At 65.3% G+C, this 16,656-nt stretch carries 14 protein-coding genes; 9 read left to right on the forward strand and 5 right to left on the reverse strand.

Going from position 1 to position 16,656, the window contains the following annotated elements:
* Positions 1-3,126: a DEAD/DEAH box helicase gene (locus tag AC56DV_RS13565; RefSeq protein ID WP_496314811.1), complete on the reverse strand. Its 3,126-nt coding sequence runs from the start codon at positions 3,124-3,126 to the stop codon at positions 1-3.
* A 178-nt stretch (positions 3,127-3,304) separates the two neighbouring features.
* Here AC56DV_RS13565 and AC56DV_RS13570 point away from each other — a divergent pair, with 178 nt between their 5' ends.
* The 3 genes from AC56DV_RS13570 to AC56DV_RS13580 all read left to right on the forward strand — a co-directional run bounded on the left by AC56DV_RS13570 (position 3,305) and on the right by AC56DV_RS13580 (position 6,809).
* Positions 3,305-5,653: a Tex family protein gene (locus AC56DV_RS13570; protein ID WP_496314812.1), complete on the forward strand. Its 2,349-nt coding sequence runs from the start codon at positions 3,305-3,307 to the stop codon at positions 5,651-5,653.
* Between the two features lie 273 nt (positions 5,654-5,926).
* The gene (gene grxD / locus AC56DV_RS13575; protein WP_057154144.1) at positions 5,927-6,238 is read left to right on the forward strand and encodes a Grx4 family monothiol glutaredoxin; all 312 of its coding nucleotides are present in this window, start codon (positions 5,927-5,929) and stop codon (positions 6,236-6,238) included.
* Entirely contained in the window at positions 6,231-6,809 is a 579-nt protein-coding gene (locus AC56DV_RS13580; RefSeq protein ID WP_496314813.1) for a UbiX family flavin prenyltransferase, read from the forward strand. Before grxD ends, AC56DV_RS13580 begins: the two co-directional genes overlap by 8 nt.
* A gap of 18 nt (positions 6,810-6,827) precedes the next feature.
* Here AC56DV_RS13580 and AC56DV_RS13585 read toward each other — a convergent pair whose 3' ends face one another.
* Positions 6,828-6,995 (reverse strand): hypothetical protein, encoded by a 168-nt coding sequence (locus tag AC56DV_RS13585; protein WP_165917882.1) that lies wholly within the window; start codon positions 6,993-6,995, stop codon positions 6,828-6,830.
* A gap of 189 nt (positions 6,996-7,184) precedes the next feature.
* Positions 7,185-7,592, reverse strand: coding sequence for a hypothetical protein (locus AC56DV_RS13590; RefSeq protein WP_056400088.1), 408 nt, complete (start codon positions 7,590-7,592; stop codon positions 7,185-7,187).
* Between the two features lie 413 nt (positions 7,593-8,005).
* Between AC56DV_RS13590 and AC56DV_RS13595 the strand changes: the two genes are divergently transcribed.
* The 6 genes from AC56DV_RS13595 (at position 8,006) to AC56DV_RS13620 (ending at position 14,578) form a co-directional block, all read left to right on the forward strand.
* Positions 8,006-8,410 carry a MerR family transcriptional regulator gene (locus AC56DV_RS13595; RefSeq protein ID WP_496314814.1) on the forward strand — a complete coding sequence of 135 codons (405 nt, stop codon included), beginning with the start codon at positions 8,006-8,008 and terminating at the stop codon, positions 8,408-8,410.
* Between the two features lie 69 nt (positions 8,411-8,479).
* Positions 8,480-9,664, forward strand: a complete 1,185-nt coding sequence (locus tag AC56DV_RS13600) for an isovaleryl-CoA dehydrogenase (protein WP_496314815.1) — start codon at positions 8,480-8,482, stop codon at positions 9,662-9,664.
* 43 nt (positions 9,665-9,707) lie between these two features.
* Positions 9,708-11,540, forward strand: a complete 1,833-nt coding sequence (gene aceK / locus AC56DV_RS13605) for a bifunctional isocitrate dehydrogenase kinase/phosphatase (RefSeq protein ID WP_496315628.1) — start codon at positions 9,708-9,710, stop codon at positions 11,538-11,540.
* Positions 11,533-12,732: an acetyl-CoA C-acyltransferase gene (locus tag AC56DV_RS13610; RefSeq protein ID WP_496314816.1), complete on the forward strand. Its 1,200-nt coding sequence runs from the start codon at positions 11,533-11,535 to the stop codon at positions 12,730-12,732. The genes aceK and AC56DV_RS13610 overlap by 8 nt, the downstream gene beginning before the upstream one ends.
* Before the next feature lie 2 nt (positions 12,733-12,734).
* Positions 12,735-13,418: an SDR family oxidoreductase gene (locus AC56DV_RS13615; RefSeq protein WP_496314817.1), complete on the forward strand. Its 684-nt coding sequence runs from the start codon at positions 12,735-12,737 to the stop codon at positions 13,416-13,418.
* 20 nt (positions 13,419-13,438) lie between these two features.
* The gene (locus AC56DV_RS13620) at positions 13,439-14,578 is read left to right on the forward strand and encodes an acyl-CoA dehydrogenase family protein (RefSeq protein WP_496314818.1); all 1,140 of its coding nucleotides are present in this window, start codon (positions 13,439-13,441) and stop codon (positions 14,576-14,578) included.
* A gap of 2 nt (positions 14,579-14,580) precedes the next feature.
* On the opposite strand, the gene AC56DV_RS13625 is transcribed toward AC56DV_RS13620, so the two are convergent.
* Both AC56DV_RS13625 and AC56DV_RS13630 read right to left on the reverse strand, forming a co-directional pair.
* Positions 14,581-15,492 carry a YihY/virulence factor BrkB family protein gene (locus tag AC56DV_RS13625; RefSeq protein ID WP_496314819.1) on the reverse strand — a complete coding sequence of 304 codons (912 nt, stop codon included), beginning with the start codon at positions 15,490-15,492 and terminating at the stop codon, positions 14,581-14,583.
* A gap of 51 nt (positions 15,493-15,543) precedes the next feature.
* Complete coding sequence (locus AC56DV_RS13630) at positions 15,544-16,647, reverse strand: S66 peptidase family protein (protein ID WP_496314820.1); 1,104 nt, start codon at positions 16,645-16,647, stop codon at positions 15,544-15,546.
* Between the last annotated feature and the right edge of the window lie 9 nt (positions 16,648-16,656).

A 16,656-nucleotide genomic window follows, 5' to 3' on the forward strand; every position in this document is an offset into this window, starting at 1 on the left:
CTAGTCCGCCAGCGGGGCAAAGATCTGCTGCAGGTCTTCCTGCGTCAGCGCCATCTTCTGCGATTCGCCTTCCGCCAGGATGGATTGCGCCAGGTCGGATTTCTTCTGCTGCAGCACCTGGATTTTTTCCTCCAGCGTGCCCTTGGCGATCAGCTTGTAGACGAACACCGGCTTGTCCTGGCCGATGCGCCAGGCGCGGTCGGTGGCCTGGTTCTCGGCCGCCGGGTTCCACCACGGGTCGTAATGGATCACGGTGTCGGCCGCCGTCAGGTTCAGGCCGACGCCGCCGGCTTTCAGGCTGATCAGGAAGATCGGCACCGCGCCCTGCTGGAAGGCCGCCACCTGGGCGCTGCGGTCCTTGGTTTCGCCGGTCAGCAGCGCATAGGGGATGTCGCGCAGCTCGAGCTCTTCCTCGATCAGTTCGAGCATCGAGGTGAACTGCGAAAACACCAGGATCTTGCGGTCTTCTTCCAGCAAATCCTCCACCATCTGCATCAAATCGGTCAGCTTGGCCGAACCGGCGGTCTGCTTTTTCGACGGCAGCGACTTCACCAGGCGCGGGTCGCAGCACACCTGGCGCAGCTTGAGCAGCGCTTCCAGGATCACGATCTGGCTGCGCGCCACGCCCTTGCGGTCGATTTCCTCGCGCACTTTCTGGTCCATGGCCAGGCGCACGGTTTCGTACAGGTCGCGCTGGGCGCCGGTCAGCTCGACCTTGCGCACCATCTCGGTCTTGGCCGGCAATTCCTTGGCCACGTTGTCCTTGGTACGGCGCAGCAGGAAGGGTTTGATGCGGCGGTTCAGCAGCGCGCGGCGCTGCGGGTCGTCCTGGCGCTCGATCGGGTGGCGGAACTGGGCGTTGAAGGATTTCTCGTCGCCCAGCAGGCCCGGCAGCAGGAAGTGGAACTGCGACCACAATTCGCCCAGGTGGTTTTCCAGCGGCGTGCCGGACAGGCACAAGCGGTGCTTGGCCTTCAGCAGGCCGGCGCTCTGGGCCGCCTTGGAGCGGGTGTTCTTGATGTAATGCGATTCGTCCAGGATCACCATGTGGAATTCCTGCTCGCGCAGCTTTTCCTCGTCGCGCGGCAGCAGCGCATAGGTGGTCAGCACCAGGTCGGATTGCTGGATCTGCTCGAACTGCTGCATGCGGTCCTTGCCTTGCAGCAGCAGCACGCGCAGGTCGGGCGCGAAATGGGCGGCCTCGTCCTGCCAGTTGCCCATCAGGCTGGTGGGCGCGATCACCAGCACCGGGTGCGTCAGGCGCCCGGCCTCCTTTTCCACCAGGATGTGGGCCAGGGTCTGCACCGTCTTGCCCAGGCCCATGTCGTCGGCCAGGATGCCGGCCAGGCCGTATTCGCGCAGGAACTGCATCCACGCCAGGCCGTCGGCCTGGTAGTCGCGCAAGGTGGCGCGCAGTCCGGGCGGCGTGGGCACCCGCTTCACCGAGCTGAACTGGTTCAGCTTGCGGCCCATTTCGCGCAATTCCTCGCCGCCGCTCCAGTCGAAGTCGACCATGCGGGCCAGCTCGTCCAGGCGGGCCGCGTCCAGGGTGGCCATGTGGACGGCGTGCTTGATCTTGTCGTTGAAGTACAGCTCGCCCAGGGTGGCCAGGATGGGCCTGACCCGGTTCCACGGCAGCGCCACGCGGGTGCCGTCGCCCAGGGTGGCCAGCATCTGGTCTTCCTCGGCGTGGGCGGCCAGCGCTTTCGGGCTGAAGTCCAGCGGCGCGTTGCGTATCATCTGCACCAGCACCGGCAGCAGCGGGATGCGCTCGCCTTCCACCGTGATGCCCAGCTCCAGGTCGAACCAGGCGTTGCCGCCGTCGGCGTCGTCCGGCTCCACTTCGGCGTACCAGCCTTCCACGGCCGTCACGTCGTAGCGGTACTTGGCCGATTTTTCCACCTGCCAGCCATGCGCGATCAGTTCATTCACGCCGTCGGCGGCAAAGCGCAGCCAGTCGGCCTGGCCGGCCAGCAGCAGGCCGCCGCGCACGCTCGACAGCGGCAGCACGCCGGGCTTGCGGAAGCCGAGCGCCACCAGGGTGGCCAGCGCGTCCGCCTCGGCCTGCTCGTCGCGCTGTATCACCTCGGTCACGTCGCCGCGCTGGCGCACCACGCGCTGCGAGGGATCGAACGAGACGCGCTCGCCGTCGTAGTCGTAGGACAGCACGGCGAAGTCGTGCCAGCGCTGCAGGCTGCCGTCGGCCAGCATGGCCGCGTCCAGCACCAGGATGGGGCGCGGCTTGACGTCCTGGCGTATGCGCTGCGGCAAGGGCTGCGGCAGCGGCATCAGCTGCTGCAGGCCGTGCGCCAGCAGCAGCTGCGACACGCGCAGCTTGTCATTGCTGGTGAGCAGCGGCGCCTGCGCCACCAGCGCCTGCAGGTCGGCCAGCGGAATCTCGGCGCCGCCCTGGTTCAGGAACAGCTCGCCGCACGACAGATTGTCGATATACCACGGCGGTTCGGTCGGCAACATGTAGTCGATCTGGTCGGCGCCGTGGTGGCGCGCGCCCTCGGGCGGCTCCACCGCCCAGCCCAGGCGCAAACCCTTGCCCTCCTCGCGCCACGCCAGGTTGGCCTGGCGCAAGGGACCGAATTTCATCGGGTAGACCAGGCCGTTGCCCACGTCGGCCCAGGAATTGGCCCACAGCAGCTTGTCCTGCTCGGCCAGCATGGTCAGCAGGGCCGCGCCGATCTTGCCGCGCGGCTCGGTGGCGGTGCCGGTCTGCGAGTTGGGACCGCTGCGCATGGCCACGAAGAAACGGATCAGATCGTCGTCGCCGGCGGCCAGGAAGCTGGGCGGGGCCGACAGCAGCGAAAATACTTCGCTGACCGGAGTGGCGGCGGCCACGTCGCCGTTCGGCCGCAGGCGCGCCTTGTACAGGCACAGCGCCACGTGGCGTCCGCCGCTGGTGGGCGCCAGCACGTAGATCAGCTTGTATTGCGGCTGGGCCGCCTTGGGGTCGGGCTCGGCCGCCAGCAGCTTGGCTTTCGGGTGCGCAGCAGCGTCCACCCGCTGCAGCCACGTCGCGACGGCGTAGGGCAGTTGGGGGGCGGGTGCCGACGCCGGGGCGGGTGCCTGGGCCGGCGCGGTCGTTTCGCGGGTTTCGTCGCGGGTCAAATCCATATTGCGCATTTGTTACTGATCGATGACGGTTTGAAGACGGTTCAAAAACTGCAACATGCAATATTATCCGGTTTAGCGTAACTCTTGTTTGTGTTTCTTCCAACATAGGGCGAAGCAAGTTGGCGCATTGCCGTGGTTTGAGTATGATTCCGGCCTGGTCACCACGGAAATCACGCTCATGCTGCCTACCATCGAACAACGCCTTGCCATCGAACTGGCCGCCAAACCGGCCCAGGTGGCCGCCGCCGTCGCCCTGCTGGACGAGGGCGCCACCGTGCCATTCATCGCGCGCTACCGCAAGGAAGCGACCGGCGGCCTGGACGACATCCAGCTGCGCCTGCTGGAGGAGCGCCTGCGCTACCTGCGCGAGCTGGAAGACCGCCGCGCCGCCATCGTGGCCTCGATCACCGAGCAGAACAAGATGACGCCGGAACTGCTGGACGCCGTCATGCACGCCGAGGACAAGACCCGCCTGGAAGACCTGTATCTTCCCTACAAGCAAAAGCGCCGCACCAAGGCCCAGATCGCGATTGAAGCTGGCCTGATGCCGCTGGCCGACGCCCTGCTGGCGAACCCGGAACTGACTCCCGAAACGGAAGCCACCGCCTATCTGCGCGAAGCCTTCACCACCCCGGACGGCAACAATCCGGGCGTGGCCGACACCAAGGCCGCGCTGGACGGCGCGCGCCAGATCCTGATGGAGCGCTTCGCCGAGGACGCCACCCTGCTGCAGTCGCTGCGCGAATACGTGACGGACCACGGTATAGTTGAGTCCAAAGTGGTGGAAGGCAAGCAGGAGGAAGGCGAAAAATTCGCCGATTACTTCGATTACTCGGAAACCATCGGCACCGTGCCCTCGCACCGCGCCCTGGCGCTGCTGCGCGGCCGCCGCGAAGGCATCCTGGACGTGACCCTGCGGCTGGACACCGAAGCCGAGAAGCCGAAGTGGGACGCGCCGCACAACCCGTGCGAAAGCCGCATCGCGGCCCGTTTCGGCATCAAGAGCGCCGGCCGCCCGGCCGACAAATGGCTGGCCGACACCGCGCGCTGGACCTGGCGCGTGAAAAGTTTCATGCACCTGGAAAGCGAACTGATGGGCGCGCTGCGCGAGCGTGCGGAAACGGACGCCATCAACGTCTTCGCCACCAATCTGAAAGCCCTGCTGCTGGCGGCCCCGGCCGGCCAGCGCGCCACCATGGGCCTGGACCCCGGCCTGCGCACCGGCGTGAAAGTGGCGGTGGTCGATCCGACCGGCAAAGTGGTCGAACACGCCACCATTTACCCGCATCAGCCGCGCAACGACTGGGACGGCGCGCTGCACACGCTGGCCAAGCTGGCCGCCAAGCACAACGTTTCGCTGATTTCCATCGGCAACGGCACCGCCTCGCGCGAAACCGACAAGCTGGCGCAGGATCTGATCAAGATGCTGCCGGAACAGAAGCTGACCAAGATCGTCGTCTCCGAAGCGGGCGCCTCCGTGTACTCGGCGTCCGAATTCGCCTCGCGCGAACTGCCGGACCTGGACGTGTCGATCCGCGGCGCCGTGTCGATCGCGCGCCGCCTGCAGGACCCGCTGGCCGAGCTGGTGAAGATCGACCCGAAATCGATCGGCGTGGGCCAGTACCAGCACGACGTGAGCCAGTCGCAGCTGGCGCGCACGCTGGACGCGGTGGTCGAGGATTGCGTGAACGCGGTGGGGGTGGACGTCAACACCGCCTCGGCGCCGCTGCTGGCGCGCGTGTCCGGCCTGTCGGCCAGCGTGGCGCAAAGCATCGTCACCTACCGCGACAGCAAGGGCGCGTTCACCTCGCGCGCCGGCCTCAAGCAAGTGCCGCGCCTGGGCGACAAGACTTTTGAACAGGCGGCCGGCTTCCTGCGCGTGATGGGCGGCGACAATCCGCTGGACGCCTCGGCGGTGCACCCGGAATCCTACCCGCTGGTGGAAAAGATCCTGGCCGACATCAAGAAGGACATCAAGGGCGTGATCGGCGAAAGCGGCCTGATCAAGACCCTGAACCCGGCCAAGTACGCCGACGACAAGTTCGGCGTGCCGACCGTGACCGACATCCTGAAGGAACTGGAAAAGCCGGGCCGCGACCCGCGCCCCGAGTTCACCACCGCCACCTTCAAGGACGGCGTGGAGGAAATTTCGGACCTGCGTCCGGACATGATCCTGGAGGGCGTGGTGACCAACGTGGCCGCCTTCGGCGCCTTCGTCGACATCGGCGTGCACCAGGACGGCCTGGTGCACATCTCGGCGCTGTCGAACACCTTCGTGAAAGACCCGCACACGGTGGTCAAGGCAGGCCAGGTGGTAAAGGTGAAAGTGCTGGAAGTCGACCCCAAGCGCAAGCGCATCGCCCTGACCATGCGCCTGAGCGACAGCGCGCCGGCCGCCGGCAGCAAGCCCGAGCAGCGCGCCGACCGTAACGACCGCCGCGCCATGGGCCAACAGCAAAAATCGCAGACCCGCGAGCCGGCCATGGGCGGCTCGATGGCGGCCGCCTTCGCCAAGCTGCGCGGCTAACACAGCGGGATCAGCAACACAGCGGGGTCAGTTCCCACAGCGGGGTCAGTTCCGGCATCGCGACACGAACACTGCAGTAACGCTGCTGAGGCCGTGTCGCGATGCCGGAACTGACCCCGCACGAGACCCGCATGAGACCGGAACTGACCCCGCATGAGACCGACCCTGCATGACGCGCATGAATTGGCAGTGGCTTGGAAACGCCGGCAGTACCCCGCCGGGCGTTTTCTTATAAAATGTCGGCATCTTTCATCTTTTCCCCCGAGGCAGCAAATGAGCGACGTACAAACCTGGATCAAAGAAACCGTGACCAACACGCCTGTGGTCCTGTTCATGAAGGGCACCGCCCAGTTCCCGCAGTGCGGCTTCTCCGGCCGCGCCATCCAGATCCTGAAGGCCTGCGGCGTGGAAAACATTGCCACCGTGAACGTGCTGGACGATCCTGAAGTCCGCCAGGGCATCAAGGAATACTCGAACTGGCCGACCATTCCCCAGCTCTACATCAAGGGCGAATTCATCGGCGGCTCGGACATCATGAACGAGATGTTTGAATCGGGCGAACTGAAGGCCCTGCTGGATGCCTGACCGCCCGCAGCGGATCGTCATCGCCATCACCGGCGCCACGGGCGCGGTGTATGGGGTGCGGCTGCTGCAGGTGTTGAAAGAAATGCAATCCACCGAGACCCATCTGGTGGTCTCGGACGCGGCCGTGCTCACGCTGCACCAGGAAACCGGCCTGCAGCGCAAGGAAGTGGAAGCGCTGGCCGACGTGGTGCACAAGCAGCACAATATCGGCGCGGCCATCGCCAGCGGCTCGTTCCAGTCGGACGGCATGATTATCGCGCCCTGCTCGATGAAGACGCTGGCCTCCGTGGCGCACGGCCTGTCGGACAACCTGATCGCGCGCGCGGCCGACGTGGTGCTCAAGGAGCGCCGCCGCCTGGTGCTGATGGTGCGCGAAACGCCCTTCAACCTGGCGCACCTGCGCAACATGACAGCCGTCACCGAAATGGGCGGCATCATCTTTCCGCCCCTGCCCAGCTTCTACCACCAGCCACAGAGCATCGCCGAGATGGTGGACCACACGGTGGCCCGCGTGATCGACCTGTTCGGCCTGGAACACCAGCTGGCGCCGCGCTGGAACGGCCTGAACTAGCCTGTCATCCGGCTTCCGCTAGGTTTTCTCGAAGCTGCTGCTGGCACGCTTCAATTCCCTCGCTTCTTCCAGCATGCGGCGCTGCGCGATGCGCTTGCGCATCAGCTCAGCGTGGCGGGCTGCCGTCATCGGCGGGGCGGTCATCAGGTCTTTCAGCTGCGCTACATTGCTGTAGTTGTTTCTCATCAAGCGGCTCAATCCGGACTCCTGAAATAGCGCGTGCATTGCGCAACCCTATTGTGCACCAAATCCGTTTCGGAACTGTGACAATTTGCTATCGGAGCCGAACATTCGGCGGAAACATGCGCCCTGGCGGGTTTGTGGCACGTCCGTTCGTATATTTGGCAATGTATCAAGAACGGCCGTGCGATTTTGTTACTTTTGGTAGTTCACACGCACCAGCATGCGAATAAATTCACGCGCGATCTGGCGGTGATGCTCGTCCAGGCGCTGCAAATCGGCGATCAGCTTGACGTCGGCCGACTCGAAACGGGACAGGCCGTTGCTGCTTTCGCCGGCCGGCGCGGCCGCTTCCGGGCCGCCGAAACGGAGCCAGTCGGCCGGCACACCCAGCCATTGAGCGATCATGCGCAGCTTTTCCTGCGTGGGAATGGCTTCGCCAACCAGCCACTTGCGCGCTGCGTGCACCGTTATGGGGCGTCCGTCGAAACGAATGTTAAATTCGCGTGCCAGTCGGGTCGGGCTATCGGGGGAGTAGTGGGCGTTTTTCAGAGCCTGCTGTAAGCGCTGGCTAAAGCTTTCGCGTTCGTTAGAAGAATTCATAGTTGCACTATTTCATGTCATGCAATGAAAGTCAGTCTCTCGCAGTGTCAGACAAACTGTGACAATCAAGAATTTAAGATTTAACATTTTTCCCTCATTGCTGCGCGCTTTCGCGCGCATAACGTCCAAATTTTATTTCTGATATGACATGATACGGCAAATTGAATTTAGAGGGCAATTTTTTGGACTGAACGTTCGTTCAGGACAGATGCGGGACTCCGGGCTGATCCATGCTGCTTTTATGCCAATACTATATGATGCCGCCCGCCGCGCAAGGCCGTCGCACGATACGCCATTCGTGGTCATCAATTGCCACCAACTGTCCGTCCTGTCATGGGCTACAATATATTTAACGTTACGTAAACGGAAGCTAAGCGTAAGCTTAAGCCAACGCCGCTGCCCATTTTAATAAAATGCCAACCTATACCATCACCGAACTGGCCCGTGAATTCGACATCACGGCGCGCGCCATCCGCTTTTACGAAGACCAGGGCCTGCTGAGTCCCTCGCGCGAAGGCGCCGGCGGCCGCAACCGCGTCTACACGCCGCGCGACCGCACCCGGCTCAAGCTGACCCTGCGCGGCAAGCGCCTGGGCCTGTCGCTGTCCGAAATCAAGGGCCTGGTGGACATGTACGAGTCCCCCAAGGACACCAGCGCGCAGATGCACCGCTTCCTCGGCGTGCTGCAGCAGCACCGCGACATGCTGGAACAGCAGCGCGAGGACATCGACATGACGCTGGCCGAAATCACCGCCCACGAGGAAGACTGCAAGCGCATGCTGGCGGCGATCGCGGAGCCGCAAACGAGCGCCACTTGACGTTTACGTTAACGTCACATCGCGGTATGATGAGGGCTTCAACACCCCAACCAGAAGAATGAGGACGACATGCTCCATCTCCCAGGCCTGACCTTTGACCACGGCGAAGACATCGCCGCCCTCCGTTCCGCCGTGCAGGAATTCGCCGCCGCCGAGATCGCGCCGCGCGCCGCCGAGATCGACCGCAGCGACCAGTTCCCGATGGACCTGTGGCGCAAGATGGGCGACCTGGGCCTGCTGGGCATCACCGTCAGCGAGGAATACGGCGGCGCCAACATGGGCTACCTGGCCCACATCGTGGCGATGGAAGAAATCTCGCGCGCCTCGGCGTCGGTGGGCCTGTCCTACGGCGCCCACTCCAACCTGTGCGTCAACCAGATCAAGCGCAACGGCACCGAAGAGCAAAAACACAAATACCTGCCCAAGCTGATCTCGGGCGAGCACGTGGGCGCGCTGGCCATGTCCGAGCCGAACGCCGGTTCCGACGTGGTGAGCATGAAGCTGCGCGCCGACTGGAAGGGCGACCGCTGGGTGCTGAACGGCACCAAGATGTGGATCACCAACGGCCCCGACGCGGACGTGCTGGTGGTGTACGCCAAGAACGACCTGGAAGCCGGCCCGCGCGGCATGACGGCCTTCCTGATCGAAAAAGGCTTCAAGGGCTTCTCGGTGGCGCAGAAACTGGACAAGCTGGGCATGCGCGGTTCGCACACCGGCGAGCTGGTGTTCGAGGACTGCGAAGTGCCGGCCGAGAACGTGCTGGGCGGCCTGGGCAAGGGCGTCAACGTGCTGATGTCCGGCCTGGACTTCGAGCGCACCGTGCTGTCCGGCGGCCCGCTGGGCATCATGCAGGCGTGCATGGACGCGGTGGTGCCTTACATCCACGACCGCAAGCAGTTCGGCCAGCCGATCGGCGAGTTCCAGCTGATGCAGGGCAAGATCGCCGATATGTACTCGACCATGATGGCCTGCAAGGCCTACGTCTACGCCGTGGGCCAGGCCTGCGACCGCGCCACCACGCCGGAAGCGGTGCGCCAGCTGCGCAAGGACGCCGCCGGCGCCATCCTGTACAGCGCCGAGAAAGCCACCTGGATGGCCGGCGAGGCGATCCAGACCCTGGGCGGCAACGGCTACATCAACGAGTACCCGGTGGGCCGCCTGTGGCGCGACGCCAAGCTGTATGAGATCGGCGCCGGCACCAGCGAGATCCGCCGCATGCTGATCGGCCGCGAACTGTTCGCGGAAACCAAGTAAGCGCAGTCCGCGACACCGTGAGCGCGATGCCGGCCCTTCCATGATGAACCAGGCTGCATTCCCCAAACTGCTGTCTTCCCAGATAGCGTTCGACATCGCGCTCACCATCCGCGACGGCTTCGACAAGCATTACCGCCTGTTCCGCGCAACCAGCCAGCAAGCCAAGGAGCATTTCGAGCGCGGCGACTGGAAAGTGGCGCAGCAGGCGGCGCGCGAGCGCATCGGCTTTTACGACAAGCGGGTGCAGGAATGCGTGCACATGCTGGAGGACGAGTACGTGCCGGAAGACTTGAGCGACGAGGTGTGGCGCGAATGCAAGCTGCACTTCATCGGCCTGCTGTCCGGCCACAAGCAGCCGGAGCTGGCGGAAACGTTTTTCAACTCGGTCTGCTGCAACATCCTGCACCGCAGCTACTTCCACAACGAGTTCATCTTCGTGCGGCCGGTGGTGTCCACCGAGTACATCGAAACCGAGGAGCCGGCGCCCACCTACCGCATGTACTACCCGGGCACGGACGGGCTGCGCTTCACGCTCAAGCGCATCGTCACCAATTTCCAACTGAACACCAGCTTCGCCAACCTGGACCGCGACGTCGAGCAAGTCGAGGCGCGCCTGCGCCAGCTGTTCGGCGGCGAGACGCTGGAGCCCAACCACCAGATCCAGGTGCTGTCCAGCCTGTTCTTCCGCAACAAGGGCGCCTACATCGTCGGCAAGGGCATCAACGGCGCGCGCGAGTATCCGTTCGTGGTGCCCATCCTGCACAACCGCCACGGCCAGCTGGTGCTGGACACGGTGCTGTTCGAGCAGGAGCAGATCATCATCCTGTTCTCGTTTACGCGCGCCTACTTCCTGGTGGACATGGAAGTGCCGTCGGCCTACGTGCAGTTCCTGCGCACGCTGCTGCCGCGCAAGCCGCGCAGCGAGATCTACACCATCCTCGGCCTGCAGAAGCAGGGCAAGACGCTGTTCTACCGCGACTACCTGCAGCACCTGAAGCATTCGTCCGACCAGTTCGACGTGGCGCCCGGCATCCGCGGCCTGGTGATGCTGGTGTTCGCGCTGCCGTCCTTCCCCTATGTGTTCAAGGTGATCAAGGATTTCTTCCCGGCGCCCAAGGACACCACGCGCGCGCTGGTGAAGGAAAAGTACCTGCTGGTGAAGCACCACGACCGCGTGGGCCGCATGGCCGACACGCTGGAGTATTCCAACGTGGCCTTCCCGCGCCACCGCATGAAGGAAGAGCTGATCGACGAGATCCGCCGCTACGCGCCTTCGCTGCTGGAGGAGGAGGGCGACAACATCGTCATCAAGCACCTGTACATCGAGCGCCGCATGGTGCCGCTGAATATCTGGCTGAGCAACGCCGAGCAGCAGGGCGACGACGCCCGCATCGAGCACGGCGTGCTGGAATACGGCAACGCCATCAAGGAACTGGTGGCGGCCAACATCTTCCCCGGCGACATGCTGTACAAGAACTTCGGCGTCACCCGCCACAAGCGCGTGGTGTTCTACGACTACGACGAAATCGAATACATCACCGACTGCGTGTTCCGCGACATCCCCGAAGCGCGCACCGAGGAAGAGGAGATGTCGGCCGAGCCGTGGTACCACGTCGGCAAGCACGACGTGTTCCCCGAGCAGTTCGGCCGCTTCCTGCTGGGCAACGCGAAGATCCGCAAGTATTTCATGCAGCACCACGCCGACCTGCTGACGCGCGAATTCTGGCAGCGCCGCAAGGAGCGCATCGAGGCCGGCATCGTGGAAGACGTGTTCCCGTATCCGCAGCACATCCGTTTTTCGTATCAGGGCACCCCCGCCATCCCCCCTGCGGCGCATGTTGCGCCTACTCTTTTGGAGACCAGTGAAAATGAATGATCCTATCGTTATCGTGGGCGCTGCCCGCACCCCCATGGGCGCCTTCCAGGGCGACTTCTCGGCCAAGGCCGCGCACGACCTGGGCGCCGTGGCGATCCAGGCTGCCGTCGAGCGTTCGGGCGTCGCGCCTGCCGCCGTCGAGCACGTCTACTTCGGCAACTGCCTGATGGCGGGCCAGGGCCAGGCGCCTGCGCGCCAGGCGCTGCTGAAAGCCGGCCTGCCGACCTCCACCGGCGCCGTAACGCTGTCGAAAATGTGCGGCTCGGCCATGCAGGCCGCGATCTACGCCTACGACGCGCTGGCGGCCGGCAGCGCCGACGTGATCGTGGCCGGCGGCATGGAATCGATGACCAACGCGCCCTACATCATTCCGAAGGCGCGCGGCGGCTACCGCATCGGCCACGGCATGCTGTTCGACCACATGATGTACGACGGCCTGGAAGACGCCTACTCGCGCAACGAGAAGACCGGCGAAGGCCGCTCCATGGGCACCTTCGCCGAAGAATGCGCGGCCAAGTACCAGTTCACCCGCGAAGAGCAGGACGGGTTCGCCATCGAGTCCGTCAAGCGCGCGCAGGCCGCCACCAGCGAGGGCTGGTTCAAGTGGGAGATGGCGCCGGTGACCGTGACCAGCCGCGCCGGCGACACCGTGATTGAAAAAGACGAAGGCCCGCTGAAGGCCAAGATCGACAAGATCCCGACCCTGCGCACCGCCTTCAAGAAGGACGGCACCATCACCGCCGCCTCGTCCTCGTCCATCAACGACGGCGCCGCCGCGCTGGTGATGATGCGCGAATCGACCGCCAAGGCGCAGGGCCTGACCCCGATCGCCAAGGTGCTGGGCCACGCCACCAACGCGCTGGCGCCGGACCAGTTCACCGTGGCGCCGATCGGCGCCATCGAGAAGCTGTTCAGGAAAACCGGCTGGGCCGCCAAGGACGTGGACCTGTTCGAGATCAACGAAGCGTTCGCCGCCGTGCCGATGGCCGCCATGCGCGACCTGGACATCCCGCACAGCAAAGTGAACGTGCACGGCGGCGCCTGCGCGCTGGGCCACCCGATCGGCGCCTCGGGCGCGCGCATCATCGTCACGCTGATCGGCGCGCTCAAGCGCACCGGCGGCAAGCGCGGCGTGGCGGCACTGTGCATCGGCGGCGGCGAAGCCACCGCCATGGCCATCGAGCTGGTGTAAGCATGCCGGCCGCACTCATCATCGGCGCCTCGCGCGGCATCGGGCACGAGCTGGCGCGCCAGTACCTGCACGACGGCTGGCGCGTGATCGCCACCGCGCGCAAGCCGGACGACATCGCCGAGCTGGCCGACATGGGTGCGGAAACGCACGCGCTGGACGTGACCGACGTGGAAGCGGTGGCCGGCCTGGGCTGGAAGCTGGACGGCGAGCAGCTGGACGTGGCCATCCTGAACGCGGGCGTGTACGGCCCGCGCCACGACGGCTTCCCGCTGCAGACCGACTTCGACCAGGTGATGCACACCAACGTGCTGGCCGCGATGCGGCTGCTGCCCATCCTGGCGCCGCTGGTGGCGGCCACGCGCGGCCGGCCCGCCGGCGGCAAGCTGGCGGTGCTGTCCTCGCGCATGGGTTCGCTCAGCGAGCGCGGCCACGCGGGCGGCTCGCTGTACCGCGCCAGCAAGGCCGCGCTCAATTCCGTGCTGATCGACACCGCGCTCACCTTCGGCGCCAAGGGCGTCACCTGCGTGGCGCTGCACCCGGGCTGGGTGCGCACCGAGATGGGCGGCGGCGGCGCCGACCTGACGGTGGAAGAAAGCGCCAGCGGCATCCGCCACACGCTGGACACCTTGCCCGGCTCCACCCAGGCCGTGTTCCGCAACTACGATGGCACCCCCATCGCCTGGTAACCCCGCATTGAAAGCACAGAATGATACTGAGCGAAGAACACCAAATGATACGAGACGCCCTGCGCACGTTTGCGCAGGAACGCCTGGCGCCCAACGCGGCGCGCTGGGACAAGGAACACCACTTCCCCAAGGAAGAACTGAAGGAGCTGGCCGCGCTGGGCGCGTTCGGCGTGGCGGTGCCGGAGGAACTGGGCGGGGCCGGCATGGATTACGTGTCGCTGGCGCTGGTGCTGGAAGAAATCGCGGCAGGCGACGGCGGCACCTCCACCGTCATTTCGGTGAACAACTGCCCGGTGTGCAGCATCGCCATGATGTACGCCAACGAGCGGCAGAAGCAGCAGTGGCTGCGCCCGCTGGCGCAGGGCGAGATGCTGGGCGCGTTCTGCCTGACCGAACCGCACACCGGCTCGGACGCGGCCGCGCTGCGCACCACCGCCACGCGGGTCACGGACGATGACGGCAACGGCTACGTGATCAACGGCGTCAAGCAGTTCATCACCAGCGGCAAATACGCCGACGTGGCCATCGTCATGGCCGTCACCGACAAGGCGGCCGGCAAGAAGGGCATCAGCGCGTTCTGGGTGCCGACCAATACACCGGGTTATGTCGTGGCGGGCCTGGAGCAGAAGATGGGGCAGCATTCGTCGGACACGGCGCAGATCCTGTTCGAAAATTGCCGCATCCCGGCCGAAAACCTGATCGGCGAAGAGGGCATGGGCTACAAGATCGCGCTGTCCGGCCTGGAGGGCGGCCGCATCGGCATCGCTTCGCAGTCGGTGGGCATGGCGCGCGCGGCGTACGAGGCGGCGCTGAAGTACGCGCGCGAGCGCGAAACCTTCGGCAAGGCCATCTTCGAGCACCAGTCGGTGCAGTTCAAGCTGGCCGACATGGCCACGCAGATCGAAGCGGCGCGCCAGCTGATCCTGCACGCGGCCTCGCTGAAGGACGCCGGCCAGCCCTGCCTGAAGGAAGCGGCCATGGCCAAGCTGTTCGCGTCCGAAATGGCGGAACGCGTGTGCTCGGACGCGATCCAGGTGCACGGCGGCTACGGCTACGTGTCCGACTTCCCGGTCGAGCGCATCTACCGCGACGTGCGCGTGTGCCAGATCTACGAAGGCACCAGCGACATCCAGAAGCTGCTGATCGCGCGCGCGCTGTAGGCCTATTTGGCCGCAGTGGTGCGCAGGGGCGGGGCCTCCTGGCCCTGCTCGTGGCGCCCCACGCGTTCGAACTCCGAGATCACCTGCGCGCCGAACAGCAGCAGGGCGGCGGCGATCTCCAGGCTGAACATGACCACGATGGCGGTGGTCAGCGAGCCGTACACGATGTTGACCTGCGACAGCGTGCTGAAGTACCAGACCAGCACGTGGCGCGCCAGCTCCCACAGCACCGTGGCGGTCACGCCGCCGATCAGCGCGTGCGCATACGACAGCCGGCCCACCGGCATCACCAGGTAGATCGAGGTCAGCATCAGCACCTCGCCCAGCACGCCCAGCGTATACAGCAGCACGCCGGACACGCCGTGCAGCGACCAGCGGTAGCCGAGGAATTGCAGTTCCTCCTCGCCGATCACCTGCAGGCCGCCGGCCACCAGCGTCACCAGCAGCACGCCGATGCCCAGCGACAGGATATAGCAGTAAGGCAGGATGGCCGAGACCAGGAAATGGCGGCGCCGTATCGCCACCCGGTGCATGAAGATGACGCACATGGCGTTTTCCAGCACCGTGAAGGCGAGCGAACTGAAGAACAGCATGGTGAGCGCCAGCAGCCAGCCGATCACGCTGCGCTGGGCCAGGAACTGGCCCACCTCGGCCACGATGGCGTTCGACTGCCCGGGCACCAGCCATTCGAGGTAATGGCCGATGGTGCCCAGCAGCTCGGCCGGGTCCACCCAGTGCGACAGCACCACCACCACCAGCATCAGCAGCGGCACGATGGACAGCAGTGAGTAATAGGCGACGGCGCCCGCCAGCAGCAGCCCCTGGTTGGCCCGGAAGCCGCGGACGCACTGCAGCGCGAAGTCCAGGGGATGGCTGGCCACCCAGGCGGCGGCCTTGCTTGTGAGCATACGCATGGGCCCATTCTACGCAGAGCCCCAGTTGGCTGGCGCGCAACAGCCCGGGGCTTAGCTGACCGCCGGCTCCAGCAAGGTCAGCGTCTGCTGCCCGGCGTCCAGCGTGGCTTGCACGCCCATGGGGATGGTGAACTGGTGGCGGATGTGGCCGAAGGAATAGCCGGCCACGGCGGTCTGCTCCAATGGCAGCAAATGCTGGTCCACGGTCTCGTTCAGGGTGAGCGAGATGTCGTCGTCCTGGTTTTCGCAGTTCTCGAAGATGCCCAGCATCACGCCGGCGGTGTTCTTCAAGCCCTGGCTCAGCTGCAGCTGCATCAGCATGCGGTCGATGCGGTAGGGCGCTTCGTTTACTTCTTCCAGGAACAGGATGCTGCCCTTGATGTCGGCCGCGTACGGCGTTCCTTCCAGCGCGCTGACCAGGCACAGGTTGCCACCGGTGAGGTGGCCCGTGCACTGGCCCCCGTGCACGGTACGCACGGTGTACTGCGGCTCGGCCACCGCCTTGTGGGCGTTGTCCTGCGACATGGAAATGGTATAGCGCTCGTGCGGCGTCATCAGCACGTTCTTCAGCTGCGTCACCGCGTATTCCGAGAAGGTGGACGAAGCCACCGGCCCGTGGAAGGTGACCAGCCCGGCATGCTTGTTGATGGCCAGGTGCAGGGCGGTGATGTCGGAATAGCCGATCAGCACCTTGGGATTGGCGCGGATCAGCTGGTAATCGATGTGGGGCAGCAGCGAGATGCAGCCGGAGCCGCCGCGGATGGCCCAGATGGCGTTCACTTGCGGGTCGGCGAACATGCCGTGCAAGTCTTCCAGGCGCTGCGCCACCGTGCCGCCGTAATTGCCGTGCACCGCGTTGATGTGCTCGCCCAGCTTGACGCGCAGGCCGAGCGACTCGATGTTGCGCACCGCTTTCTCGATGGACTTGGGACTGGTGTGCCCGCCGGGCGCGATGATGCCGACCAGGTCGCCGGGCTCCAGGCGCGGCGGCTTGGTCAGCTGCAGCTTGCTCATGGCTTTGTTTCCTTGGGAGGGGGCATGCTTGGGACGGCCGGCCGCCGCAGCGGGGAGCGCTGCGGCGGCCAGGGCGGCGCCGGCGGCCGAAACCACCAGGCCGCCGAAGCGGCGCCGGCTGAGGGGAGAAGACGTCGGCACCGCTATCCG

It is taken from the genome of Massilia sp. BGA-UO-ETr-WB1 (assembly GCF_059567845.1).

Bases quoted from the DNA above. Each gene is read 5' to 3' on its own strand.
- aceK (WP_496315628.1), top strand. From the start codon at position 9,708: ATGAACCAGGCTGCATTCCCCAAACTGCTGTCTTCCCAGATAGCGTTC.
- AC56DV_RS13590 (WP_056400088.1), bottom strand. From the start codon at position 7,592: ATGAATTCTTCTAACGAACGCGAAAGCTTTAGCCAGCGCTTACAGCAG.
- AC56DV_RS13610 (WP_496314816.1), top strand. From the start codon at position 11,533: ATGAATGATCCTATCGTTATCGTGGGCGCTGCCCGCACCCCCATGGGC.
- AC56DV_RS13565 (WP_496314811.1), bottom strand. From the start codon at position 3,126: ATGGATTTGACCCGCGACGAAACCCGCGAAACGACCGCGCCGGCCCAG.
- grxD (WP_057154144.1), top strand. From the start codon at position 5,927: ATGAGCGACGTACAAACCTGGATCAAAGAAACCGTGACCAACACGCCT.
- AC56DV_RS13595 (WP_496314814.1), top strand. From the start codon at position 8,006: ATGCCAACCTATACCATCACCGAACTGGCCCGTGAATTCGACATCACG.
- AC56DV_RS13580 (WP_496314813.1), top strand. From the start codon at position 6,231: ATGCCTGACCGCCCGCAGCGGATCGTCATCGCCATCACCGGCGCCACG.
- AC56DV_RS13600 (WP_496314815.1), top strand. From the start codon at position 8,480: ATGCTCCATCTCCCAGGCCTGACCTTTGACCACGGCGAAGACATCGCC.
- AC56DV_RS13570 (WP_496314812.1), top strand. From the start codon at position 3,305: ATGCTGCCTACCATCGAACAACGCCTTGCCATCGAACTGGCCGCCAAA.
- AC56DV_RS13615 (WP_496314817.1), top strand. From the start codon at position 12,735: ATGCCGGCCGCACTCATCATCGGCGCCTCGCGCGGCATCGGGCACGAG.
- AC56DV_RS13625 (WP_496314819.1), bottom strand. From the start codon at position 15,492: ATGCGTATGCTCACAAGCAAGGCCGCCGCCTGGGTGGCCAGCCATCCC.
- AC56DV_RS13585 (WP_165917882.1), bottom strand. From the start codon at position 6,995: ATGAGAAACAACTACAGCAATGTAGCGCAGCTGAAAGACCTGATGACC.
- AC56DV_RS13620 (WP_496314818.1), top strand. From the start codon at position 13,439: ATGATACTGAGCGAAGAACACCAAATGATACGAGACGCCCTGCGCACG.